Origin of the sequence: Alcaligenes sp. NLF5-7, from assembly GCF_024266725.1 — a bacterium.
GTDB lineage: Bacteria > Pseudomonadota > Gammaproteobacteria > Burkholderiales > Burkholderiaceae_B > Alcaligenes > Alcaligenes phenolicus.
This window is the reverse complement of record NZ_CP100755.1, coordinates 2,592,498-2,616,158: the sequence shown is the minus strand read 5'-3', so window position 1 is coordinate 2,616,158 and position 23,661 is coordinate 2,592,498. Positions and strand designations below refer to the sequence as shown.

Annotated in this window: 20 protein-coding genes; 11 read left to right on the top strand and 9 right to left on the bottom strand. The window is 56.8% G+C overall.

The features are described 5' to 3' along the window. Window positions 1–91 precede the first annotated feature (91 nt). Window positions 92–919: an IclR family transcriptional regulator gene (locus MID00_RS11980; protein WP_022983222.1), complete on the top strand. Its 828-nt coding sequence runs from the start codon at window positions 92–94 to the stop codon at window positions 917–919. Between the two features lie 119 nt (window positions 920–1,038). Further along, on the top strand, window positions 1,039–2,568 hold the full coding sequence (locus tag MID00_RS11975; RefSeq protein ID WP_254498880.1) for a CYTH and CHAD domain-containing protein: 1,530 nt from the start codon (window positions 1,039–1,041) through the stop codon (window positions 2,566–2,568). Window positions 2,569–2,709: 141 nt separating this feature from the next. On the opposite strand, the gene ftsY is transcribed toward MID00_RS11975, so the two are convergent. After that, window positions 2,710–4,116, bottom strand: a complete 1,407-nt coding sequence (gene ftsY / locus MID00_RS11970) for a signal recognition particle-docking protein FtsY (protein WP_254498879.1) — start codon at window positions 4,114–4,116, stop codon at window positions 2,710–2,712. 55 nt (window positions 4,117–4,171) lie between these two features. Here ftsY and rsmD point away from each other — a divergent pair, with 55 nt between their 5' ends. The 3 genes from rsmD (at window position 4,172) to MID00_RS11955 (ending at window position 5,671) form a co-directional block, all read left to right on the top strand. Beyond that, window positions 4,172–4,801: a 16S rRNA (guanine(966)-N(2))-methyltransferase RsmD gene (gene rsmD, locus MID00_RS11965; RefSeq protein ID WP_254498878.1), complete on the top strand. Its 630-nt coding sequence runs from the start codon at window positions 4,172–4,174 to the stop codon at window positions 4,799–4,801. Between the two features lie 20 nt (window positions 4,802–4,821). Further along, on the top strand, window positions 4,822–5,328 hold the full coding sequence (gene coaD, locus MID00_RS11960; protein ID WP_009454773.1) for a pantetheine-phosphate adenylyltransferase: 507 nt from the start codon (window positions 4,822–4,824) through the stop codon (window positions 5,326–5,328). A gap of 85 nt (window positions 5,329–5,413) precedes the next feature. Continuing rightward, on the top strand, window positions 5,414–5,671 hold the full coding sequence (locus MID00_RS11955) for a YfhL family 4Fe-4S dicluster ferredoxin (RefSeq protein ID WP_009454772.1): 258 nt from the start codon (window positions 5,414–5,416) through the stop codon (window positions 5,669–5,671). A gap of 63 nt (window positions 5,672–5,734) precedes the next feature. On the opposite strand, the gene MID00_RS11950 is transcribed toward MID00_RS11955, so the two are convergent. Beyond that, the gene (locus tag MID00_RS11950) at window positions 5,735–6,127 is read right to left on the bottom strand and encodes an MOSC N-terminal beta barrel domain-containing protein (RefSeq protein ID WP_031232400.1); all 393 of its coding nucleotides are present in this window, start codon (window positions 6,125–6,127) and stop codon (window positions 5,735–5,737) included. After that, window positions 6,124–8,823 carry an AsmA family protein gene (locus MID00_RS11945; RefSeq protein WP_250756045.1) on the bottom strand — a complete coding sequence of 900 codons (2,700 nt, stop codon included), beginning with the start codon at window positions 8,821–8,823 and terminating at the stop codon, window positions 6,124–6,126. The genes MID00_RS11950 and MID00_RS11945 overlap by 4 nt, the downstream gene beginning before the upstream one ends. Before the next feature lie 273 nt (window positions 8,824–9,096). Between MID00_RS11945 and MID00_RS11940 the strand changes: the two genes are divergently transcribed. Next, window positions 9,097–10,377: a bifunctional O-acetylhomoserine aminocarboxypropyltransferase/cysteine synthase gene (locus MID00_RS11940; protein ID WP_009454769.1), complete on the top strand. Its 1,281-nt coding sequence runs from the start codon at window positions 9,097–9,099 to the stop codon at window positions 10,375–10,377. A gap of 148 nt (window positions 10,378–10,525) precedes the next feature. On the opposite strand, the gene MID00_RS11935 is transcribed toward MID00_RS11940, so the two are convergent. Then, window positions 10,526–10,942 carry a YidB family protein gene (locus MID00_RS11935; RefSeq protein WP_022983226.1) on the bottom strand — a complete coding sequence of 139 codons (417 nt, stop codon included), beginning with the start codon at window positions 10,940–10,942 and terminating at the stop codon, window positions 10,526–10,528. Window positions 10,943–11,157: 215 nt separating this feature from the next. Here MID00_RS11935 and MID00_RS11930 point away from each other — a divergent pair, with 215 nt between their 5' ends. Next, complete coding sequence (locus MID00_RS11930; RefSeq protein ID WP_254498877.1) at window positions 11,158–12,078, top strand: delta(1)-pyrroline-2-carboxylate reductase family protein; 921 nt, start codon at window positions 11,158–11,160, stop codon at window positions 12,076–12,078. 112 nt (window positions 12,079–12,190) lie between these two features. Beyond that, window positions 12,191–12,931, top strand: coding sequence for a flagellar brake protein (locus tag MID00_RS11925; protein ID WP_009454764.1), 741 nt, complete (start codon window positions 12,191–12,193; stop codon window positions 12,929–12,931). On the opposite strand, the gene MID00_RS11920 is transcribed toward MID00_RS11925, so the two are convergent. Continuing rightward, window positions 12,928–13,542, bottom strand: a complete 615-nt coding sequence (locus MID00_RS11920) for an NTP transferase domain-containing protein (RefSeq protein WP_254498876.1) — start codon at window positions 13,540–13,542, stop codon at window positions 12,928–12,930. The two genes, MID00_RS11925 and MID00_RS11920, sit on opposite strands and share 4 nt — an antisense overlap. Window positions 13,543–13,701: 159 nt before the next feature. Here MID00_RS11920 and MID00_RS11915 point away from each other — a divergent pair, with 159 nt between their 5' ends. The 3 genes from MID00_RS11915 to MID00_RS11905 all read left to right on the top strand — a co-directional run bounded on the left by MID00_RS11915 (window position 13,702) and on the right by MID00_RS11905 (window position 18,495). Then, entirely contained in the window at window positions 13,702–13,956 is a 255-nt protein-coding gene (locus MID00_RS11915; RefSeq protein WP_009454760.1) for a type II toxin-antitoxin system prevent-host-death family antitoxin, read from the top strand. 2 nt (window positions 13,957–13,958) lie between these two features. Next, the gene (locus MID00_RS11910; protein WP_250756047.1) at window positions 13,959–14,378 is read left to right on the top strand and encodes a type II toxin-antitoxin system VapC family toxin; all 420 of its coding nucleotides are present in this window, start codon (window positions 13,959–13,961) and stop codon (window positions 14,376–14,378) included. 814 nt (window positions 14,379–15,192) lie between these two features. Next, on the top strand, window positions 15,193–18,495 hold the full coding sequence (locus MID00_RS11905) for an autotransporter domain-containing protein (RefSeq protein WP_254498875.1): 3,303 nt from the start codon (window positions 15,193–15,195) through the stop codon (window positions 18,493–18,495). 123 nt (window positions 18,496–18,618) lie between these two features. Here the strand turns inward: MID00_RS11905 and MID00_RS11900 are convergent, their stop codons facing one another. The 4 genes from MID00_RS11900 to MID00_RS11885 all read right to left on the bottom strand — a co-directional run bounded on the left by MID00_RS11900 (window position 18,619) and on the right by MID00_RS11885 (window position 23,507). Further along, entirely contained in the window at window positions 18,619–19,242 is a 624-nt protein-coding gene (locus MID00_RS11900; RefSeq protein ID WP_250756049.1) for an N-carbamoylsarcosine amidohydrolase, read from the bottom strand. Next, window positions 19,229–20,281: a 2,5-dihydroxypyridine 5,6-dioxygenase gene (locus MID00_RS11895; protein WP_045931261.1), complete on the bottom strand. Its 1,053-nt coding sequence runs from the start codon at window positions 20,279–20,281 to the stop codon at window positions 19,229–19,231. Before MID00_RS11895 ends, MID00_RS11900 begins: the two co-directional genes overlap by 14 nt. A gap of 81 nt (window positions 20,282–20,362) precedes the next feature. Then, window positions 20,363–21,187 carry an alpha/beta fold hydrolase gene (locus MID00_RS11890; protein WP_115634365.1) on the bottom strand — a complete coding sequence of 275 codons (825 nt, stop codon included), beginning with the start codon at window positions 21,185–21,187 and terminating at the stop codon, window positions 20,363–20,365. A 61-nt stretch (window positions 21,188–21,248) separates the two neighbouring features. Beyond that, a complete protein-coding gene (locus tag MID00_RS11885; RefSeq protein ID WP_254498874.1) occupies window positions 21,249–23,507 on the bottom strand; it encodes a xanthine dehydrogenase family protein molybdopterin-binding subunit in 2,259 nt (752 codons plus the stop codon). Between the last annotated feature and the right edge of the window lie 154 nt (window positions 23,508–23,661).

Sequence of the window (23,661 nt, the reverse complement as noted above, 5' to 3'; positions counted from 1 at the left end):
TAATTAAGGCCATTTTACGACACCCAAGGCCCGGCGGGCAGCTTCATTAGTCGGTACACTTGAAGACCGTGCCAAACCGCTCCAAACCCCTATGACCGAACCCATTTTGCCTGCTATGGACGAAAAGCGTCGCCGTATCCAATCCATTGAAACGGGTTTTGGCCTGTTGAAAGTGCTGGTAGATAGCGGACAACCCATGATGTTGCGAGATCTGGCCACGCAAGCTGGGATGAGTTCGGCCAAAGCCCACCCGTATCTGGTCAGTTTTACCAACGTAGGACTGGTGCAGCAGGCTCCGGCTACCGGCCTGTACGAGCTGGGGCCGTTTGCCTTGCAGATGGGTTTGGTCAGCTTGCAAAGCCAGAACCCGGTGAAGATTGCCCTGCCCCTGGTTCAAGCCTGGGCCTCGCGCATCGGGCACACCCTGGGCTTGGCGGTGCTGGGCTCACACGGACCCACCATGGTTCATATCAGCGAGGCCAGCTACCCGGTCCATGTGAACATGCGCTGCGGCACGGTCATGTCCATGCTGCACACGGCCACCGGCCACGTCTTTGCCGCCTGGCTGCCCCCTGAGGTGGCGCGCCACTACATTGAGCGCGAGGCAGGCGACAGCGCTGTTGTCACCAGTATCAGTCCGCTGCGCCCCAGCCCCAAAGAACTGGCTGCCATGCTCGAAAAAATCCGTGAACAAGGTGTGGCACAGGCACTGGGCAACCCCTTGCCCGGTATTGATGCCCTGTCCGTCCCCGTGTTTGATCACTCCGGCCAGATTGTGCTGGCCCTGACCAGTCTGGGCCCCAGTACGCTGTTTGATGCCAGTATCAACAGCCCCATCCTGGCTCAGTTGCGACAGTGCGCCAACAGCATTTCACACCAGTTGGGCTGGCGCGAGCCGCTAGGTACTCCCCCTTTATAAAACTTGACATGACTACACACACTTATACGGGTGTCGACACTTCAAGTTTGGCTGGTTTACATGCAAAATAATCGTTTTATCCGCCCACCTGTTGTGGGTGATTTCTCGAGTGCGATGCTGTGCTAGAACAAGAACTGAAATTTTTTGTACCCGAGAGTGCCCGTCCCGGTTTATTGACCGCCTTTGACGCAGTACGCACGGGTAGCATTACCTTAAATGCCATTTACTTTGATACGCCCGAACGCGATTTGGCGCGCTCGAGTATCGCCTTGCGTCTGCGCAAGGAAGGCGAGCAATGGGTCCAGACCGTCAAACTGCCCGGTCCTGATACCCTGTCCCGCATTGAAATCAATCACCCCCGTCCCGGCCCGGAACTGGACCTGAGCCTGTATCAGGACACACCCGCCCACGCTGCGCTGGCTCGTTACGCGGATCAAATCCAAGCCCGTTATCAAACCCGCATCCAGCGCGAGCTGGCCCTGATCAAGCAAGGCCAGTCTGAACTGGAGCTGGCCTACGATGTGGGCCATATCGAATCCAATGGTTTGAAGCTGCTGGTCAACGAGCTGGAAATTGAGCTGATCAAGGGCGAGAGCCTGACCATGTTTGAGGTTGGCCAGCGCTGGCTGTACAAACATGGCCTGATTCTGGAGATGCGCAGCAAGTCCGAGCGTGGTGATGCCCTGGCCAGTCTGGAGGACCGCCGCCGGGCCAAATCGGAAAGTCTGGATCTGACGCCCGAACAGGTAGCTGCAGCCCTGACCCGCAAAGCCTACGACCTGCCCAAACCGCATTTTGTTGACACCGAGGATCTGGAACAGTTTTATAGCCTGAGTGCCACCATGAGCCTGGAGCAGGTCATTCGCAATGCCGCCTTGCTGGCCGGCGTGGATGGCATACGTCCGGACTCTTCCCGTCAGGCCGACTATCTGGCCTTGATGCGCGTGGGTCTGCGCCGTCTGCGCTCCTGCCGCAAGCTGTTCAAAATGTGGCTATCGGCTAGCGAAGGGTATGCCAATACGCGTCTGACACATTATTTCGGTCTGTTTGGTCAGGCACGCGACCATGACCTGGTACACCTGGAAATCACCCCCTTGCTGCTGCAGGCGGGAATGCCCGGCCCGGCACCTGAGCCTACTCCTGCCCATCTGGAGCACGACCCGGTCCAACTGGCCAGTGCAGCCGAGTTTCAGTCCCTGCTGTTAAGTAATCTGCAAAGCCTGATTTGCGGCCCTACACTGGAACTGAATGGTGTGCCTCAGCCCGAACATTTGATCGAAGCCCGTATCAGCCGCTGGTTCCAGACAATTCAATTACGCAGCCAACGCTTTGCTCAGATCAGCCAGGACAAGCAGCACCGCCTGCGCAACCGGATCAAGAGCCTGCGCTACTGCCTGGAGTTTTTGCCCAGCGCAGCCGACAAGCAAGGGCTGCACAAAGTGCTGCGCGAATGTCAGGCCTTGATTGGTGCAGTCACCGACGTGGACGTGGCGCTGGATTGGTATGCCCAACATGCGGCCAACCCCGAACAAGCGCAGTTTGCGCGGGACTGGCTGACGCATGCCCGTCAAGGTCGTGCCGCCCATGCACAGCATGCGCTCAATGCCTTGGATCAGCATCAGCCGCAAACAGAGCTTCTGCGACGCTGAACGCCAAAAGCACTGAAAAGCCCACTGTGCACTGAGCCTTGGTTTGCTACTACGTAGCGCTCTTTTCCTGGTCGGCCCAGGGATAAAAAAGCGGCGATGTCTTTACAGGCATCGCCGCTTTTTTGACAGCCAAACTTGGATTTAAGCGTTCATGCCCAACAAGGCCGACGCAAACTCACGGGCCACAAAGGCTTGCAGATCCTGCATGCCCTCGCCCACGCCAATCCAGTACACCGGAATAGGACGTACGCCTTGCGCACAGGCAGCAACGGCAGCCAGCGTCCCGCCTTTAGCCGTACCGTCCAGCTTGGTAACCACCAGGCCAGTCAGCCCCAAGGCCGCATCAAAGGCACGGATCTGGGAAATGGCGTTCTGGCCGGTATTGCCGTCCACAACCAAGAGAATTTCATGAGGAGCCTGACCATCGGCCTTGCCGATGACGCGCTTGATCTTCTTGAGCTCTTCCATCAGGTGAAGCTGGGTTGGCAAACGGCCGGCGGTATCCACCATGACCACGCCCATATCGCGGGCACGGCCTGCATGCACAGCATCAAACGCCACCGCGGCGGGGTCACCACCGTCTTGAGCAATAACACTGACGTTATTGCGGGTGCCCCATTCAATCAGCTGTTCACGAGCGGCAGCACGGAAGGTATCACCGGCGGCCAACAAGACTTTTGCGCCCTGCTCCTGGAAGGTGTGAGCCAACTTACCGATAGACGTGGTTTTACCTGCACCATTCACCCCGGCAATCATGACTACCAGTGGTTTGCTCGATTCCAAAGGAAAGGATTTCTCCAGGGGCTTCAAATGATCGGTCAGGATGTCACACAGGATCTGTTTGACCTGGGCCGCATCGCTGACTTTTTCTTTACGGACACGAGCACGCAAGGCGGTAATCAGTTTCTCGGTAGCCTCAACACCCGCGTCTGCCATCAGCAAGGCGTCTTCCAGTTCCTCGAACAAGGTTTCATCAACCTTGGCACCGACGAACAGACTGCTCAGGCTCTGGCCTGTACGCGACAAGCCCTGCTTCAAGCGTGCCATCCAGGAAGTTTTCACCACAGGCGCGGCGGCTTCTGGCTCTGGCGTCGGGGCAGGAGCTGGTTCAGGCTGTGGCGCAGGAACTGGAACAATCTCTGGCTCCGGTTCAGGAGTCGGCTGTATCTCGGGTTCTGGCTGCGGCACCGGCTCGGGAATTGGCTGCACCTCGGGTTCAGGTACAGGCTGCACTTGCGGCTCGTGGACACGGGCAGGCGCTGGGGTCGGGACACTGGCCGGGGCCGGTTGTGGCACCTCTGGCTGCGTGGGCGTAGACTCGGAAGCAGCGCGATGTTCAGCCTGGCTGACTGCCTGGCTATCCAAAGCCACAGCAGGCGAGGCCACCGGCGTTTGAACCGGCGTGCTTTGCTCCTGCGATACAGCGGGGGATGCATCTGCCGCGTCAGCCTGGGGCTGAGACGGGGCAGGAGAAAGCGGCTCGGTCAGCTCCGTTTGAGTGACTTGTGGCTCTGGCTTGGCCTTCTTTCTTTTAAAAAAACTGAACATACGATTTACACTAGAAAATTCTGTTGAATGACCACATTATCTGATCAAAGCGCTAATGAGAAAACATGCTGTCCGTATTGTAGGTGGTGATTACCGCCGCACACCGATTTCAGTCGTCGATGCACCCGGTCTGCGGCCCACCCCGGATCGTGTGCGCGAAACGCTGTTTAACTGGCTTAACCACTTCTGGGGCGGTCAGTTCAGCGACAAGAACGTGCTGGATCTGTTTGCCGGTAGCGGAGCCCTGGGCTTTGAAGCGGCCTCGCGCGGTGTCGCCTTTGTACAAATGGTGGAACGCCACGGACCCGCTGTCAGCAATTTGCGCAGCCTGCGTACCAAACTCAAGGCAGACCACGTCCGTATCCATGCGGGCGACGCCCTCCATATTCTGGAGCGCAGCCAGATGCGCTACGATCTGGTCTTCATAGACCCGCCCTTTGCGCAGGACTGGATGGAACGTATCTGGCCCTTGCTGCCCAATGTGCTGGCACCGGACGCACTGGTTTACATTGAGTCCGAAACCCCTATACAAGCCCCAGATCAATACGGGATACTACGACAGGATAAGGCAGGGCAGGTACATTATCATTTGTTGCGATTTGCTGCGATGCAAAAAACAGTCAATAATGCCGAATTTTCCGGGACGCCTGCACCGCTCCCCCCGGACTCCGACCTGCCAATTTGAACCACTTACGCGGATGCACCATGATCACAGCTGTTTACCCCGGCACCTTCGACCCCCTGACACGAGGCCATGAAGACTTGGTCCGGCGAGCCGCCAACCTTTTCGATCACGTTGTGGTCGGTGTGGCCTCCAGCCAGAACAAGCGCCCTTTCTTCACCGTTGAAGAGCGTGTTGAGATCGCCTCCGAAGTGCTCAGCCACTATCCAAACGTGGAAGTGAAAAGCTTTTCCGGCCTGCTCAAGGACTTTGTGCGCGAGCAAAATGGTCGCGTTATCGTACGTGGCCTGCGCGCCGTGTCCGATTTTGAGTACGAATTTCAAATGGCGGGCATGAACCGTCACCTGCTGCCCGAAGTCGAGACCATGTTCATGACTCCTTCGGATCAGTACCAGTTCATCTCCGGCACCATCGTGCGCGAAATTGCCATTTTGGGCGGTGATGTAGGCAAATTTGTGTTCCCGTCCGTGGAGCGTTGGCTACAAACCAAAGCCAAGGAACGCAATCAGCAAACGGTTTCAGCCACCTGAACTCGCCCTGCGCAGCGGTCCGTACTACACTGTGGGGTGACCGACTGGTCAAATCCAAGGACCACGCTTATCAGGACACTGCGCTATGGCACTGCACATTACTGAAGAATGCATTAACTGCGACGTTTGTGAGCCGCAGTGCCCTAACCTGGCTATTTACATGGGCGAGGAGATCTACGAGATCAATCCCAACCTGTGTACAGAATGCGTCGGCCACTTTGATGAGCCGCAGTGTGTGGTAGTGTGCCCGGTCGAATGTATCGAGGTTCACCCCCAGCATCAGGAAAGCCAGGAAACGCTGCTTGCCCGCTATCACCGGCTGCAGTCCGAACCTACGACATAAGCAGAAAAAAAAAAGCCCTGCCATGAGCAGGGCTTGTTCTATATGGATCACCGCGCAGACAGCTTACTCAGCCTGGGGCAAACGCTTTAACAGACGCAGCGGCTGGCCTGTATAGCGGCTGAACCACTGGGCAGGCAAATCCCCTTCGTCTACCAATTGCACGGATTGCCCATTTTCCTGCCACAGGGAAAAGGAATCCGGATCGTCTTCAATAACGTCCACTTCGATATCCAGGCGCAACATGCCCGGAGCGCGCAACACCAGCTGGCCAAAACGCAGTTCCATACTAAGCTCGGCCAAGGCAGGCAGCGCATCGGCAGCCAGGACCTGCCCCTGATCGTTCCCCAGCACCCATCGCCCCTTGCAGGCCAGTGCCTTGCCGTCACTAAGGGACGGGCCGCCTTGCAACAGGCAAACCGTCTGGTCAGGCGAACTTAACGCTGAACTTGTGCTCATGGCTTGAACCACTGCTTCATGGCTTCGCCCACGGTTTGTGGAACCTTGGCCCCCAACTCTTCCTTGATGATCTGCTTCACCTCGGACTTCACATCGGGGGTGGACTCTGCTTTAGCTTCTGACGCTTGTTGGCTCAACAAATCCAGCAAACCGTCTTGCAGTGCCTTCTTGATGGAGTTGCTGGCAATATCTTTCCACTGAATCTGGTAGGACAGCCCTGTCCAGGGACCGGAGATATGGATAGGAATCAGCACATTGCGCAGGTCCTGGAAGGACTTGCGCTCTTCCACGGCCAGATTGTTGTGGTTCAGGCGAGCCTGCAAAGTCACATCTGCTTGTTGATTTACCAAATCCAGCGTGGCGCCTTTAGCCGCTGTCACCGTCAGAATCGGGGTGGTGGCCCGTAAATTACGGAAAGTCGCTTGCCCTTTCTTGATATCCAGACTGCCCTGCAAACGGTTCAACACCGTGCGGCGCAAAGGATCGGACTGGGGCAGCAGCAAAGGAATCTGACCGCCAAAGGCATTGCGCACGGCTTCGTTGATATCGCGCACGCTCTGGTCCAGATCAACGCTGCGCCAGCTGCCGTCATGCAAATCGACCGTCAGGCCACCTTCCAGAGCATTCAGACGCTCCTGGCTTGTGGCGCCTTGAGCCTTCAGGTTCAGATCCACATTGCCCTTGCCTGCCAGGTAGTCATTGCCGAACGCATCCAGCAAGAGCGAACCGACCTGCATTTGCTGCAACTTCAGGCCCAATTCGAAGCGCTTGCCGGGCTCAACCTTGGCCTTGGCCTGAAGCTGACCTTCATACGCCTGCGCATTGAACTGCGACAAATTGATCAACTGACCCTGGTTCTTGACCTGAGCTTTCACCTGATCCATTACTACACCCAGGCTGCGCAGCTTTTCGATTTCAAAACGCAGATCAAAGCTGAGCGTATCCAGCCAAGCGTAAGAGGAGGCTTCTTCAACCACTTCTTCGACTGCGGGAGCCTGCTCTGCCTTGGGCTGCTCGGCTTGTTCAGTCCCCTCTGCAGCCGGCTCCTGCTCGGTAGCGACTTCCGGCGCTTCAGCCTCTGGCTCCGGCTCCGGTGGGGTCACCACTTCGGGGGCTGTCACCCAGAAAATCGAACGCAGTTCGTCCAGGTCCAGTTTGTCCGCTTTGAGTACCGCGTTCAGCAACGGCCCTTTACCCTTATCTTGCAAGCTCACATCCAGACTGCCTTGAGCCTGCTCGGTGCTACTGCTTAGCTGCGCACTGTATTCTTGTTTGCCTTTGTTCAGGTCTGCCTGACCCGTCAGAGGCATCTCGAACCGGCTACCTGCGTCGGCCTCGTCTTCCACGCGGATATTGGCTTTAACCTCGGGCAGACGCAGCCACTCATTCGATGGCTGCCACTGCATGGGGGAACTGGCCTTCAATTGCGCCACACGGCTGCCTTGCTTGATGGCGCCGTCCAGCTTGGCCTGCTCAAATATCAATTCCTGGCTGTTACCGGACAAGCCTTGCAACGTCAAACCCAAACCCAGGACCTTGGGGCCGCTGACTTTCAGGCTGGCAACGACAGGCGAACCTTCAGCCTGGGCAGGCGATACCTGGATACGAGGCACGTCCAGGGCCAGATCCAGATTCTGATCTTCATTTTTGCCACGAACACGCAAAGCCAGCTTCTCGAAAGACACCAGGTCGCTGACGCTGTCGATTTCCATCTTGGGCGTATTCAACGTGGCATTCAGATCACTAACCGGATAAGCGCCCAACCACTGACCTTGCAATTGGGTATCCAGATTGGTGGCGCTGAACTGGCGTTGGGCCGACTTGTAGGCCACATTGCCCTTAAGAGTCAGGCTTTGTGCCTGCAACTGGTCCAGATCACCGACAAAGCTCAAGTTCAGCTTTTGCGCGCCGTAGGATTTGGAAGCAGGGTCCAGTCTCAGCTGCCCTTGCCCTTCCAGCACACCATCCGCCACGGGATAGTCCCCCGACAAGCGGCTCTTGAAAGCCACATCAAAAGGCTGACCAAACGTCATGCGGCCCGTGTTCACTTCCAGCTGCAACAAACGGCCAATTACATTGCTGCGTTTGCTGAAGTAATGAATCTCACCACCCTTCAGACTCAGACCCGCAATATCAATCTGGAAATCCGTTTCGCTACCCGAGCGCTTGGCAATCAACTCGGGAACGGGCAAGGACTCGGGTGCAGGCTCGGCTGTCTGAGGAGCCTCGGCAGCTTGTGCTGCGGGCAACAAGGATACGCCCGAGCGGGCAAGGGGAAGGTGAGGGCCGGCAGGCGGGGCTTGCAGCAAGTCGTCAAAATTCAGCTTGCCTTCCTCATCGCGCACAATCCAGGCTTTGAAGCCGGTAACAGCAACGTGGTCCACCACCAGGCGGTTATTGATCAAAGGCCACAAGGCCACCGCAAACCGGGCGCTTTCCAAAGAAGCGAAAGGATCTTCCGAATTACGGTCAGACAGGGACAGCCCCTGCACGGACAGGCCAATGCGGGGAAATAAAGAAAGTTCGATATCACCGTCAATCTTGAGCGTACGCTGATACTTTTGCTGGACGATGTCAGCCAGCTTCTGCTTGTACGAATTGGGATTGAATGTCAGCAGGAAAATCGCCCCGCCTACCACCGTGACAATAGCTAAAACGACGAGGCTGAATAAGCCCCGCTTAAACCATACTTTCATGTAAGCCTCTAGGACCTCGGGGCAGGATGCAACACGCCATCTGCCCGGATACGAAATGCTAACCCATGTCGGGCCATTGCGAAGTAACGAAAATAAGAAATATCCACCCGCACTTTAAAAAGCAGAGCCTGTTGTCAGTAATTCGCCATTATTACCAAAAGAAATAAAAGCATAGTATTAATGTCTGCACCCTTAGATGCTTTTCTCTACATACAGGGGTTATGCTTGCTTTGTCTTATATAAGCCACTTGATCATCAATTCCAGAATTAACCATGAAACTAGAGACTCTCGCCATTCATGCTGGCTACCAGCCTGATCCGACCACAAAAGCCGTTGCTGTTCCGATTTACCAGACCACTTCCTACGCTTTCGACAATACGCAACACGGCGCGGATCTGTTTGACCTGAAGGTGCCCGGCAATATTTACACCCGCATCATGAACCCGACCAATGCCGTGCTCGAAGAGCGCGTGGCAGCACTGGAAGGCGGGATTGCGGGCTTGGCAGTAGCCTCTGGCATGGCAGCCATCACGTATGCTATCCAAACGATTGCAGAGGCCGGCGACAACATTGTGTCCGTCAGTAAACTGTACGGCGGCACCTACAACCTGTTCGCGCACTCCTTCCCGCGCCAGGGCATTACCGTCAAATTTGCCCAACCCAATGATATCGAAGCACTGGAAGCCCTGATCGACGACCGCACTCGTGCCGTGTTCTGCGAAACCATCGGCAACCCGGCTGGCAACATCATCGATATCCGTGCACTGGCCGATGCCGCTCACCGCCATGGCGTACCCCTGATTGTAGACAATACCGTGGCCTCGCCTGCCCTGTGCCGTCCTATCGAGCACGGTGCCGACATTGTCGTGCACTCGCTGACCAAATACATGGGCGGTCACGGCACCACCATTGCGGGCATGGTCGTGGACTCCGGTAAGTTCCCCTGGGCTGAGCACAAAGATCGCTTTGCCATCCTGAATACGCCTGACCCGTCCTACCACGGCGTGGTCTATACCGACGCCTTTGGCCCAGCCGCCTTCATCGGCCGCTGCCGCGTGGCTCCGCTGCGCAATACCGGCGCTGCCCTGGCCCCCTTGAGCGCTTTCCAGATCCTGCAAGGCATCGAAACCCTGCCTCTGCGCATGGAGCGTCATACAGAAAACGCCCTGAAAGTAGCCCAGTATCTGAACAAGCACCCACAAGTGTCCTGGGTGAAGTACGCCGGTTTGCCTGACCATCCGGATCATGAACTGGCCAAGCGCTATATGGGTGGCAAGCCTGCGGCGATTTTGTCCTTTGGTATCAAGGGCGGCATTGAAGCCGGTACTCGCTTTATCGACGCGCTGAACCTGGTGCTGCGTCTGGTCAATATTGGTGATGCCAAATCCCTGGCTTGCCACCCTGCCAGCACAACTCACCGTCAGCTCAATGCCGAAGAACTGGCCGCCGTAGGCGTGAGCGAAGACATGGTGCGTCTGTCCGTTGGCCTGGAACACATCGACGACATTCTGGCCGATCTGGAACAAGCTCTGGAAGCAGCGGCACGCGGCTAAAACCCAAAAACCTGTACAGGCCGGAATTGCTGTACAGGTTTTTCGGCATCAAGCAAAAAAGCCTGGAGTCGGTGCAATACCGATTCCAGGCTTTTTTCATTCTTGGCAATACGGCCGTCAGACAGACCGTGTCACGGACGCAAGAGAATCAGGACTTGCGAAACAACTGCGTCAAACCACCCAGCAGGCTGCTGGCATCGGTAATGTGAGATGGGTCAAACTGACCATTGGGGCTGGCTTGATTGATCAAGGACGGCAGCATGATCTTCAGATTATCCAGCACGCTTTGCTGATTCAAACCCGACAGGTCCACCAATTGCTTGATGGCCGGTTGCCCCATCACGCCCAGCAAATCCTGCTGGCCGATTTCCTGATTGCTGCCCTGCGAAATCCAGGACGAGACCACATCACCAAAACCACCCGAGCGAAAACGCTCGATCAGGCCGCTCAAACCGCCTGGATAGCTGCTGATGACTTGAATCAGGGCGGGCAACAAAGCGCCCTGCTCTTTGGATTTGGAATCCGTAGCCGACAAGGCCGACACAACAGAATTAAGCAAACTCATTATTTTTCTCCCCAATGCACGGCACCGCGCGTGGGCAGGTGCTGATATCAGGCCTCATTATGCCGCGACAGGCCGCCAGGCGGGGCGGATTAATTGTCAAGGTGGGTCAATAGATCACTGGCGGAAAGGCCCTATTGCCCTGGGCTGGGCCTACGCTACACTGGTTTCTCAATAGTCCGGCATCACCCACAGACCGACTCCATGGAGACCCTGGAATGACGCAAACTTCCTATACCGTCCTGTCCTCTGAAGAGACTGCTCGTGCCCTGCCTTATCCTGAACTGGTCGCCCAGCTAGGCAAAGCCATGGCCCAGTATGCTGCTGGCACTATCGTCGCCCCAACCCGTCAGGTTCTGGACTATCCCAAAACGGGGAAAATGCTGTCCATGCCAGCGGTTTCACACGATATAGGTGTTCATAAACTGGCTAATGTGATGCTGGACAACCAGCAGCAGGAACTGGGCAGTATCCAGGGCCTGGTCAGCGTCTACGACGCCCAGAACGGTTTGCCGCTACTGATTCTGGATGCCCCCACCCTATCCGAACGCCGTACTGCAGCGGTATCCATGCTGGGTATTCAAGCCCTGTGGCCCCAAGGGCCGGAGCACATCACTTTGCTGGGGTACGGACAGCAGGCTGTCGCGCATTGCGATGCCATCATGACGCTGTACCCCAAAGCACGCGTCACCCTGACGGGCCGTAACCCAGACCGTGCGCAGGCTGTGGCCACATCCTTGCAAGCCAGATTCGGGGACCGGGTCCAGGCCACCACAGCTGTTCCGGAAAAAACGGATGTGCTGATCGCCCTGACCTCCAGCCTGACACCCGTGTATCACGAACCCGCACGCCTTGATCGCTTGCTGATTGGCTTGGGAGCCTTTCAACCGGATATGGCCGAGTTCGAGGCCCACACCTTGCTGGCCAGCCGTCTATATGCCGATGATGTCGCCGGTGCCCGCCAGGAAGCAGGCGACCTGATCCAGGCCGGCGTGGACTGGGAGCAAGTCCACAGCATTCACCAGGCGCTGCGTACCCCAGCCCCCAAAGACAAGCCCTTGTTCTTCAAATCGGTAGGCTCGGCTGCGTGGGATTTGGCAGCAGCACGCTGCGCCCTGCAACATTTAAACCAAGCCTAAATACTTAGGCTGTTAACTAGCTGACTTCACACGCCAAAGCGCGCCCAGAGTGTTACTCTGGCGCGTACAATCCCTTACAGTCACTTACCGATCTCTTTTTGCCGCCCTGCCCATGACTTCTACGCTCCCTCCCACCGAAGACGATCCGTATCAGATCCAGTCCAAGTTTGAAATTCTGCGTGTTTTACAGGCTATCGAAAAAGGGGGCCTGTTACTGCACATGGAAGCCAATCAGGGCAATGACCGGATTGTCACCACCATTCTGGATATTGATCTGGACAACAACGTGGTGGTGATTGATACCGCCAACAAAGAAGAAAAAACCCGCAATCTGCTGCAGTCCGAACATACCCATTTCGAGACCTCGCTGGACAAGATCAAGGTGACGTTTCAAGGCCCCACCCCAGAGGTCGTGTCCTACGAAGGTCAGCCAGCCCTGGCGATCCCGATCCCCGAATCCATTCGCCGCTTGCAGCGACGCGAGTTCTTCCGCGTCAACGTACCCGTCAGCGAACCGGCCATGGTGATCTTGCGCTTGAATAACGAGTCCAAAAGCTTTCTGCTGCACGACATCAGCGGTGGCGGCTTGTCTTTGGTGGACGAATCGCAAAGTCTGGCAGAAGTGATCGGCACGCATAAAACCGAATCCCTGCTCGAACTGCCGCAAGCCGGTTCTTTTGTTGTGGCACTACAAGTAGCGCGTACGGAAACACAGCAGTTGCCTAATGGCAAACAGATTCAACGTTTGGGCTGTACCTTCATTGACCTGTCTGCCTCCACGCAGATGGCAATTCAGCACTACATCGGCCGCCTGGAGCGCCAGCAGATCGCCAAACAGCGCGGTCACGGCTAATTGGATGTTTGAGACATCCCCAAATCGCTGGGGGTGTCCACATCGCGCAAGATCCCCTCATCCACTAAAGGCACAAACAAGGTCTGATCCTTGTTGGCTTGCAACAAGTCGCGCGCACCCTGCTCGTCTGCCAGCTCCAAAAGCGGTTGATGCCACTCCAATCCAAAGCCAACCGGATTACCAGGCTGGCCATTAAAAACGGGGCGTACAATTCCGGCCCTATCCTGCACAGCCTGGGCCACTGCCGCTACAGTGCTTGGCCGCAACCAAGGCATATCCGCCAGCAAAACAACATACCCATAACGGGGACTGCTAGCTCGGATACCGGCTTTCAGGCTAACACCCATACCGCGGATGGCCTCAGGTGCCTGAACAAATCTGATCGGCAAGTCACCCAACTCCTGACGCAAAATCTGCTCATGGATATCACAAACAAGCAGCACCTCATCGAGCACAGACAAAGCCGTCTCACAGACGCGGCGCACCATCGTTCTACCATCTTCAGTCTTGGCCAACAGTTTCAACTGCTGGCCCGACGGATCAAACCGCCGCCCCAAGCCTGCCGCCAGAATAATGCCGGTCACCCCAGATACATGCTGCTGCCCTGCCATTGATTCACCTCTCCAGTCTCACGTGACTACTCTGTCACACCATGTCTTTTCACGCCCCTGCGTACAGGATAAATTTATTGATAGAAACAAGCACGAAGAAACCAAGCAACACTCAATGTAGTAACATAACTACATTCAAATACCGCAGGAGGGTGCATCATGACTATCACCACTCTTTCAAGCCGAGAATTCAACCAGGCCACCAGTGAGGCCAAAAAAGCCGCGCGCAATGGTCCCGTCATCATTACCGATCGTGGTCGCCCCTCACACGTGCTAATGACATTCCAGAATTACCTGCAACTGACCGAGCAGCGCCGCAACATTATTGATGAATTGGCCATGTCAGACGATGACGCCGACATCGACTTTGAACCTGCTCATAGCAACATCAACACTCGCCCCGTTGATTTCTGACCATGTACCTTCTGGACACCAACGTCGTCTCCGAAATACGGAAAATGAAATCTGGCAAAGCCGATGCAAATGTCACCGCCTGGATTCACAGCGTCAACGCCGCCACCCTGTACATATCCGTCATTACCGTCCTGGAACTGGAACAAGGCATCCTGAGCAAAGAGCGGGAAGATGCCGCCCAGGGAACCATATTGCGCAATTGGTTTGAAAATCAGGTGCTACCCGCATTCTCCCAAGCCACCTTGAACATTGATGCAGCGGTAGCACGACAATGTGCCCAATTGCATGTTCCAAACAAGAAGGGCGAACGGGACGCCTTGATCGCGGCAACAGCCCTGGTTCACAACATGACCGTCGTCACGCGCAACACCAAAGACTTCAAAGGTTCCCCTGTCACCCTCCTCAACCCGTGGGAAAACTGAGCCGAACAGCTCTCCAAAATCAGCAGCCCCCAGCATCCTCTATTCAGATACCCGACCACCAGCAAATATCATCTCTTAGCAGCGTCACCATTCCGGCCTGCTCAGTTTCCCAATCCTGGCCTTGGCCGGCAGACTCGCTCCTGACTATCTGACTACTTTCCCCTCCAATTCCCACCCTCCTCGTTTCTTTTCCTCCGCCCCAGTGCCGTTTGGGCTTTAACCAGTGTCACATGTTTTCTTGTGCGGCCCGGATACGGCTTGGCGGGCGAGTCAGGGCTCTTGCCGCGGGCAGAGTGCTGGGGCGGGATGCAAGGGGCGTGCTGTTTGAGGAGCACGCTTGCGGTTTGTCCGGGGGACAAACCGCGCTCAGAGTTCACGACCCGCCCGCCCCGGCACTCTGACAAGGGAACCCACGCGCAGCGTGGGCAAGGGACCCGCCAAGACAAGCCGTACCCGGGCCGCACAAGAAAACCATCCACAGGCCTCACGCAAAGCCCAACGGCACGTCCAGAAGAAAGCCGCCCAAAAAAAGCGACTCCCCCGGCAACCCCGCAACCCTTTAACCCAAAACTCAAAGCTCAAAGCTCAAAAGAGCAGATGCACGCCGTTTAAAAACCCCGACCAAGGGTTTAAAACCAACAATATCAATTTGACACATCTGCTATATTTTTCCGACACAGGCCAAGGCACCACCCTTCATCAGCCCTGCCCCGATGCAGCAACAATGAACGCCCCACTCTAATCAAACTGTTTCCTCTACCTCAGGGGCCATCCAGTGCAAACAATATCTCGCGCCTTCAACACCTGCTCAACAATGAAACCAACAAAACTGTGTGCCGCCCTGGCGCTTGTCATTGCCCCACTGTCTGCTCAAGCCCTGGAAGACAGAATCATAGAAAACGCCTCGGGACGCCCCGTCTTTATCGCGCGTTTTTTTGAAATTGGCGATGGTCCGTTCGACAACCAGGGCAATACGTCCTACTGGAGCTGGCAAGGTCATGAAGCCTACAAAAACGAGATCGTTGACGGCTTGGGCTATTGGGCTGAAATACTCCAGACCCAAGGTAACAATCCCCCAACCATTATCAATATAGGTACGAGTAATGTGTCGGGCAACGCCTACGGTGGCTCACCCGAAGCCAATGACGGCCAAAGTGCGTTAACGCAAATGCAGCAAAATATCTTCGGCCTGACGCCAGCGGCAGGCACGCTGCCATTAGGTGGGCATGGGTTTTTTGGCCTGGGCACAGACGACTACGCAACAAAACCGACGCTTACACAAACACCCCAGACCGGTAAAGACAGCGTACTCCTGACGGCCATTCACGAAGTTGCTCATGGCCTGGGTATCTTAAGCAGCGTAGAAAACAGAGGCGATGACCATGACATACGACCGTATTTCACAAGCCAGCTGAGTAGCTGGACGCAACTGCTAAGGGACGACAACGGTAATCCAGCACAGGCAGGACAGAAAGTTCTATGCAATGGCTGCAACACCTCTTACGACCCTGATGCCTTCGATCTACGGCAGGACAAGGGTTTCCTGGTCGGTGCCAATATCGAGCAAGTCCTGGCTGGAGGCCTGCAGGGCGTACCCGTCAAGATACTGGGGGAAAACGGCGACGTAGATGACAACTTCATGAGCCACATCGAACTTCGAAACAGCGTCATGAGCCACCAGAATTTCCGTAACTATTCGGGCTTCATGGAAGCTGAACTGGCCGTCCTGCAAGACCTGGGCTACACCATTGACCGGGCCAACTTCTTCGGGCGCTCGATCTACGGCGATGGCCTGAAACTGGTGAATACACAAGGCTTCTTTGCCCGCAATGCCCAGGGCACCCACTACCTTCCAGGTCAGTACAACCAATCCACTTTAGGCTTGGGCCTGCATATCTATGGCAGCAATAATCAGGTCCGACAAGCCGCTGACCTGCTGGCAGCAGGATCAGGCGGTGCAGGCATACGGGTCGATGGCGAGAACAACACCCTTGTCATCGACCCAGGCGTCAGAATCTACGCAGATGGTTTGAACGGGCGAGGCGTTCAATTTGCCTATGGTCGCGGACACACACTGGTTCATCGCGGCGATATCCAGGCTAGCGGCCCTCAGGGTGTAGGCCTGCGTTTTGATTTTGGCACCAACTCGCTAGGCAACGAGACCGAGCGACGTGGATCCTACATCCGCAGCAGCGAGGGCAGCAATGAAGCCCTGCTCCCCGAACTGAACGGCCCCCTGGTTCAACAAGCCGACATCAGCGGGCGAGTTGCAGGTCAAGAAGCGGCCATCCTGATCTCTGACAATGCCTACGTTGAGCGCATCAACCTGATGCAAGGCGCACAAATTGAAGGCGATATAGTGTCGCATTACGCAGAACGCGACGACAACAACAAGCTGCGTCTGACTACGCTGTCCTTTGGTCAGGCTGCCAACAAGATGGGCCGCAGCATTGATCAGCCCGATGCCACATTCCACTTGAGCTACGCCGGCAACATCACCGGCAAAGACAATCTGGCCCTGTCATTTGACGGCGGCACAACGCAACTGAACGGCACCTTGCAGGTTCACAGCGCCACCATCAAGGAAGCAGCAACCTTGGGCGGGAATGCCAGTTTCGATCTGGCCAGCGGCAATGCTCTGATTAATGCCGGCACCCTGGCGCCCGGCAACTCCGTCGGACGCATCAATGTAAATGGCAACTTCCAACAAACAGCAACAGGCCGCCTGTTAGCCGAATTTGATGGTAAAGGCGGCCATGACACCCTCGCCGTCAGTGGCCATGCTGACCTGGCCGGCACGCTGCAACTGACGCCCGCCGCCGACTGGTATCAAAACGCCTGGTCCGTCGACACAAACTCGTTTGTGGAAGCAGCCAGCTACAGCGGCAGCTTCGGCACCACTCAAATCGCTTCCGTATCACCCACCTTGCAATTTGACGCCGCTCCCTTGGGTAATGAACGCTATCGCTTGTCGGCCACGCGAGCCAACAATGCCTATAGCCAGTATGGCCGCGACGAGAACCAGCAAGAAGCCGGCCAAGCCTTGTTCAAACTAGCCGCTGCCGGGCCAGCAGCCACACAAGGCCTGTTCCAGGCGCTCGACTTCTCGGCCACGGACGGCTCCCAAATACCCGCTGCCCTGAACCAGATCTCACCGGCAGGCTACAGCGCTGCAATGGCTGGATCCCTGATGCACGAGCGCTCAATCATGCAAACCGCCCGCCAAGGCCTGAGCCAAAGCATGCTGCGACCCGGTACTGACTGGCAGGGCTACGCCTTGGTATTCGGTGCCAGTGGCGATCAAAACACGCGCGGGTCCATGCTTGGCTACGATGCCCACAGCTATGGCCTGATCCTTGGAGCCGGACGCGCCCTGGAGTCAGCCCCCGACTTCGCCGTGGGAGCGCAGCTGGATATTTCAGACCTGTCGGTCAAACCAGATGCCCCTTACTCCGGCAAGAGCAAAGCCACCGCGTTTGGTCTGGCTGCCCATCTGCAATACCGCCCCGGTGCTCGGGAAGGTCTTTTTGCATTCAGCGGGCTGCGCCTGGGTCTGGAACAAGCCGATATGCGCAGACAAATTGCCATTGGAGACTACCAGGCCACGCACTCGTCCGACTGGACAGGACGCAATCTGTCGATTGACGCCGGCACAGGCTACCTGTGGCAGTTGGACCCATCCTTTTCTGTCGGACCCTTTGCCAGCATGAACTATGCCCTGGTGTCCCGCCCATCGGTCGACGAATCTGGCAATGCGGCCACTCGACTTCACCTGGACAGCAAGCGCGTAGACGCCCTGCGCTCCAGCCTGGGGCTGACGGCAGAATGGAAGCGCCCCCTGGCTGATGGCAGCAACTTGGCCGTGAACGTTGACATTGGCTGGAATCACGAATGGCTGGATCGCGACCTGACTCAAGCTGCCCGTTTCGCCATTGCATCCACAGATACGACGTTCAATACCCGCAATAGCGTACTGCCTCGCGACACGATGAGCCTGCGAACTGGCCTGACCTGGCAACGCAGTGAGCGTCTGTCGATTGGCACCAGCATCAGTTCACAGTTCGGAGGCGGGTATTCATCGCTGCAAGGACAGATGAATCTGCGCTGGGCGTTTTAAAAACAGATGGCCTCACACGGACCTGAACAGCAACTATAAAAAAGCCCCCGAGAGTCGTTCGACTCCCAGGGGCACAGGTCCGACAGCCTGCCCCCAAGCGGCAGACCACCGATACTCGCTCGATCAAAGTCCGATCAACTTCATCGCTTCTTCACGCGTTGCCACGGTGGCGTACTTCTGACGCATATCGAACAGGTTCGCCTCGTGAGGGCCAATCGCACGGTCACCCACGCAATCCGATACCACCAAGGGACGGAAACCCAGTTGCATCGCATCGACCACGCTGGAACGCACACAACCGCTGGTCACGGCGCCAGCAACCAGCAGTGTTTGCACACCACGCTGGGTCAACCAAGCCGCCAAGGGCGTACCGAAAAACGCCGAAGGCACATTCTTGCGAACGATGAACTCACCGGGCGCAGGAGCCAATTCCGGCACAATGTGGCTGTTGTGCGCATCTTCGATCAGACCCAGCATGCCGGGGACTTTAATGCTGAAGATGTTGTTATCAGCGCCATCATCGGCGTACACGATACGCGTATGAGCCACCGGCCAACCCTGTTCACGCGCCGTTGCCAACAGCTTCTGTGTGTTCTCGATAGCTTCAGGAATATTGCCGCCACCAAACACGGCAGGATCCGCAAAGCCATTCACCAGATCAATAATCAACAAGCCGTAAGGAGCTTTAGGCTCCAGCGTCGACCCAAAACCTTGTTGAGCGTACACCGCTCCTTCATTCGTACTCACCAACGCCTCCGTCCAGTACTTTGCCATCACGCACGACAGCGCGGCCATCCAGGCTGACCGTGCAATTGCGCAAAGGAATATCAATGTGGCATGCGGTTGTGCGCTTGCCGCCAGCTTCATTGTTCGGGCCCAGGGAGAACAGGAAGTTACCCTCGAACGCACGCGCATCCATGCCAATGGTGTTCTCACGCGAGTACAGACCCAAGGTGGACCAGTGAGCGCGTGGCTGCAAACCCCAACCAATGTGGGAAATGGCATAACCTTCGGGATCGTTGAAGGTCTTCATGTATTCGTCCAGCAGCTCGGCTTCGATACCACCTTCAATCTTGGTGGCATAGCCGTTTTCCACGGTCAGAATGATCTGCTCGGTAGAGTATTTCTTCTGTGGCAACAGGATGTCGCCCTTGTCGATCACGATGGTGCCGTTAGTGCCCAGCTCGTTCGGCCAGGTCAGCACGAAGCCACTAGGCCAGTGATCCCAACGACCGGGCTCATCCACAAACCCGTATTCACGAATTGCCGGGAACTCGCCCAGCGGGCAACGCAAATTAGTACCAGCAGGAGAGGTGATGCTCATCTCCTTGGCGGCCTTGATCAAAGCGGCCGCAGCGGTCACGCGTGCACGATCCGCTTCCGTTGGCACCGTGCGAACCAGAATTTCTGGTGGCTCCACGGCCAGCAGAATCTTCGTGCCCGACTTCAGAATGTCGATCTGCTCGGGCGAGAACAACAGAGTCATCAAGTCCAGCACCAGATCGCTGGCCTTCAAAGCCGCGATTGCCGCCTCATTACCCGTCAAAGGCGTCGTGCCCAGATAGGCCAGAGAGTCCCGGCTCAAGGCTTTTTCCGCGTTGACCGGCAACAAGTCCAGGCGATTCACAATCGCACCCATGGACTGAGCAGCAATCTGCGCACACTGCATGGTTTGCGGGTGCGTGGTCGAGCTGGTCAGCAAGGTCACGGTTTGACCTGCCTGCAGCTTGGACAGGCGTAGCACTTCTTGCCATGCCTCGATAAGTTGGTAATCACTAACTGCCATCTTGTCTCTCCTTGTGAAAGGTTCCGACACTGACGCGGAACCTTTGCATCACGACGGGCCGCCCGTGCGGCCCTTTCAACATCACACCAAACGCTGGCCCAGGAAGTCACCGAAGGCTTCGTAAAAGCCTGCTTCGTTATCCCAAGGAATCATGTGACCGGCATCAGGCACGCGAACGTGCTGAACGCCAGGGGCCAACTGCTGAATCTCGGCCACATCTTCATCACGCACCACATCCCCGCGCTCGGCTGTCATCAGCAAGGCGGGCACGGTCAAATGCGGGAAGTCGACATGAATATCGTCGGTATGAAAGCCCTCAAAGCTGGCCAGAATCGCAGGCTCATGGCAGGTGTGCAGCCACTGGGCACGCAATTGCAATTGCTCTTCGGTCCAGGTCGGGCAAAAGGCACGCATGTCTTCTGCGGTGCAGCCTTTGCGAGCCATCGCCATGGAATCCACGTACCAGGGCAACTTGGAGGGATAAGCGCGACGACCTGGGCCGGACACTGGCGGATCAACCATCACCAGACGGTTCAGGCCATCGCTGTTCTTGTGAGCGGCACGCAAACCAATGCGGGCACCCATGGAGTGACCGACCACGATGTAGTCCTTCAGGCCCAGCGCCTGAGCCAGTGCGATCAAGTCATCCGCCTGCGCATCCAGGCTGTAATCCATACCTTCAGCCGCTTCGCTCAAACCGCGACCACGTACGTCCTGAATGTAGGTATCAAAGTGCTTGCCGAACTGCTCGCCCACAAAGCCCCAGGTCACAGCCGGACTGGTGATACCAGGAACAATGATGACGGCTGGGCGCTGATCGCGACCCTCGCTGGAACCACCGTAACGCAAGTAATGCTGACGAATGCCATTGGCATGAACATGGCCGCCGTAAAGAAAGGTACTCATTAATCTGTCCTTGGATTGAAACCGTCAGGCCCTAAGCCCGACCCATGAAAACTGCTGCTGCCTAGGCCATTTGAGGCGTAGCAGCCAGCGCGGCCCGGACCACATCCGGTGTAAAAGGCACCTGCCGAAAACGTCGGCCAGTTGCATCAAACAAAGCATTGGCAATGGCCGAGGCACAGGGTACGGAGGCGGATTCGCCCGACCCCATAGGCGGCTCGGACTGCCTGTCCATCAAAATCACCTCTATGGGCGGGATACGTGGGAAATCAACGATGGGATAGGCGCCCCACTCCGCACTGACCACGCCTTGTGCGTTAAAGCGCACCTGTTCATACAACGTGCGGCTCAAGGACTGAATCACATTGCCGTGAATCTGGTGGCGCACACCGGCCGGGTTCACCATCTGCCCGGTATCCTGACCCACATAAATCTTCTGCACGTCGATCACGCCCGTTTCTATATGGACCCGCAAATCCAGTAACCAGGCTGACCAGGCCGCCCCGAAACCAGGGAACTTGCTGTGTATATAACGGGCATACGACAGACCACGGCCATACAAATAGCCCTGCTCATCCGGCTGCCCGCGCGAACCACGCTGCCCAATCTGCCAGTGCCCCTTATCCGCCACCGCCTGCAGCAGCTCCTGAGCACGTTCATCCTGATCCAGATAACGCAGGCGATAGGTCAAGGGGTCCACACCCGCTTCCACTGCCAGCTCATCCAGAAAGCAGTCATGCGCAAAAGAGTTGGGCATGGCCGACACGCCGCGCAACCAGGAAGCGCGCACAATCGCGGGCATGTCCTGACACACAATGCGCTGCTTGGGATAGCTGTAAGGCGGTACTGCCGTGCGATCCCCCATTTCCAACTGACGGGGGGCCGCCGACTCCCGCCCCGTCAGCAAGAGCGCCAGGTTCGGCGCATCGTTGGAGGGGTAATGGGTCACAAAATCGTAATGACGCAGTTGCCCTTGGGCATCAATGGAGCCTTCGACATCCATCAACTGAGCAGCGCCTTTAGGCTCCCAGCCGTGCTCTTGTTCTCGCGTCAGTTGCACACGCACCGGCGCACCTACGGCTTGGGACAAGAGCAAGGCATCCGCACACACATCGTCAGCACAATTACGGCCATAGCAACCGGCCGCTTCGTGACGGATGATCTCCAGACCGGCCTCGTCCTCGTCCAGCAACTGGCTCAAATGAACGCGCAACATATGCGGGTTCTGCGAGCCTGACCAGATCCGGCTATGACCGGGCTGATAGTCCGCCACCGCGCAAGACGGACCAATAGAGGCATGGAGTTGAAAAGGCCAGACATAGCTACGCTTCAAGCGTTTGCCTTCTGGCGGCAGCTCGTCAAAACCCGGCCCTTTATCGGCCAGCAAACGCTCTGTCATGGGCTGACGACGAATCAGCTGCTCCAGATTGCTCATATCCTCCAGCGGAGGAATCGCTTTCCAGCGCACTTTCAATTCGCGGGCAGCACGCATGGCGTGTTCTTCACGACGCGCGACCACACCAATAAAGTCGCCAATCACCACGACTCGCACATCGTCGCCAATATGACGGATGGACTCCTCGTCCACGGATTCCAGACTGCGACCGATGAAGTCGCCGCTATCACGCCCTATATAAGGAGGACGCACAACGCGGCCATGCAACATACCGGGCACGCGCACATCGTGCACATACACCCACTGCCCTGCGACCTTGCCCGGAATATCGACACGCGCCTGGGCTGTCCCTACAGTGCGCAATTGTTCGGCCGGTTTGGTGGGAGTTTCTTTATCCAGATAGGCCCGCAGTTCCAGACCCTCCAGCAGTTTCCAGTACGTCAGGCTGCGCCCGTCCGGGGCAATGATGGTGCCGTCTTCCACGCGTAATTGATCGGCAGGCAGTGCCCAGCGTTCTGCGGCTTGTGCCAGCAGCAATTGACGTGCCTGAGCCGCCGCCTTGCGCAGCGGTACAGCATGAATCTGAATCGAAGCACTGGCGATGGTGGGGCCTTGATTGGGCACCGCATCGGTATGACCCAGCACCATTTGCACGCGTGCCATGGGCACATCCAGCTCGTCGGCCACAATCTGACTCAGTGCAGTTTGAATGCCGGTACCCAGATCCACGTGCCCATTAAAAGCGCGCACCCAGCCCTGTTCGGACACGGCGACAAAGACATCGTCGTGCGCCTGCAAATACTCGGACACCACGCCGGGCTGGCCGGGCGAAGGCTTGGGAGGCCGCGCCGGTGCCGCTAAAATCAGCAAGGTGCCAGACGCCCTGAGCAAGTCTTGCTGCTGGTGGCGCGGCGCATCGTAAGACATCACACTCTCCTGGCTGGGCTTTATATAAGGGGCTGGAAACCGGCCATCAGGGCTCCATCCCTGAAAACCTGCCTGAAACGCCCCCTGGCAAAACATTGATTACTAGCGTACACGCCCTAATAAAAACAAATTCAGTGCGCTTCAACCCATTTAT

Bases quoted from the DNA above. Each gene is read 5' to 3' on its own strand.
- MID00_RS11980 (WP_022983222.1), top strand. From the start codon at position 92: ATGACCGAACCCATTTTGCCTGCTATGGACGAAAAGCGTCGCCGTATC.
- MID00_RS11955 (WP_009454772.1), top strand. From the start codon at position 5,414: ATGGCACTGCACATTACTGAAGAATGCATTAACTGCGACGTTTGTGAG.
- MID00_RS11885 (WP_254498874.1), bottom strand. From the start codon at position 23,507: ATGTCTTACGATGCGCCGCGCCACCAGCAGCAAGACTTGCTCAGGGCG.
- rsmD (WP_254498878.1), top strand. From the start codon at position 4,172: ATGAGAAAACATGCTGTCCGTATTGTAGGTGGTGATTACCGCCGCACA.
- MID00_RS11895 (WP_045931261.1), bottom strand. From the start codon at position 20,281: ATGGCAGTTAGTGATTACCAACTTATCGAGGCATGGCAAGAAGTGCTA.
- ftsY (WP_254498879.1), bottom strand. From the start codon at position 4,116: ATGTTCAGTTTTTTTAAAAGAAAGAAGGCCAAGCCAGAGCCACAAGTC.
- MID00_RS11915 (WP_009454760.1), top strand. From the start codon at position 13,702: ATGACTATCACCACTCTTTCAAGCCGAGAATTCAACCAGGCCACCAGT.
- MID00_RS11930 (WP_254498877.1), top strand. From the start codon at position 11,158: ATGACGCAAACTTCCTATACCGTCCTGTCCTCTGAAGAGACTGCTCGT.
- MID00_RS11925 (WP_009454764.1), top strand. From the start codon at position 12,191: ATGACTTCTACGCTCCCTCCCACCGAAGACGATCCGTATCAGATCCAG.
- MID00_RS11935 (WP_022983226.1), bottom strand. From the start codon at position 10,942: ATGAGTTTGCTTAATTCTGTTGTGTCGGCCTTGTCGGCTACGGATTCC.
- MID00_RS11890 (WP_115634365.1), bottom strand. From the start codon at position 21,187: ATGAGTACCTTTCTTTACGGCGGCCATGTTCATGCCAATGGCATTCGT.
- MID00_RS11920 (WP_254498876.1), bottom strand. From the start codon at position 13,542: ATGGCAGGGCAGCAGCATGTATCTGGGGTGACCGGCATTATTCTGGCG.
- MID00_RS11910 (WP_250756047.1), top strand. From the start codon at position 13,959: ATGTACCTTCTGGACACCAACGTCGTCTCCGAAATACGGAAAATGAAA.
- MID00_RS11950 (WP_031232400.1), bottom strand. From the start codon at position 6,127: ATGAGCACAAGTTCAGCGTTAAGTTCGCCTGACCAGACGGTTTGCCTG.
- MID00_RS11940 (WP_009454769.1), top strand. From the start codon at position 9,097: ATGAAACTAGAGACTCTCGCCATTCATGCTGGCTACCAGCCTGATCCG.
- MID00_RS11945 (WP_250756045.1), bottom strand. From the start codon at position 8,823: ATGAAAGTATGGTTTAAGCGGGGCTTATTCAGCCTCGTCGTTTTAGCT.
- coaD (WP_009454773.1), top strand. From the start codon at position 4,822: ATGATCACAGCTGTTTACCCCGGCACCTTCGACCCCCTGACACGAGGC.
- MID00_RS11905 (WP_254498875.1), top strand. From the start codon at position 15,193: ATGAAACCAACAAAACTGTGTGCCGCCCTGGCGCTTGTCATTGCCCCA.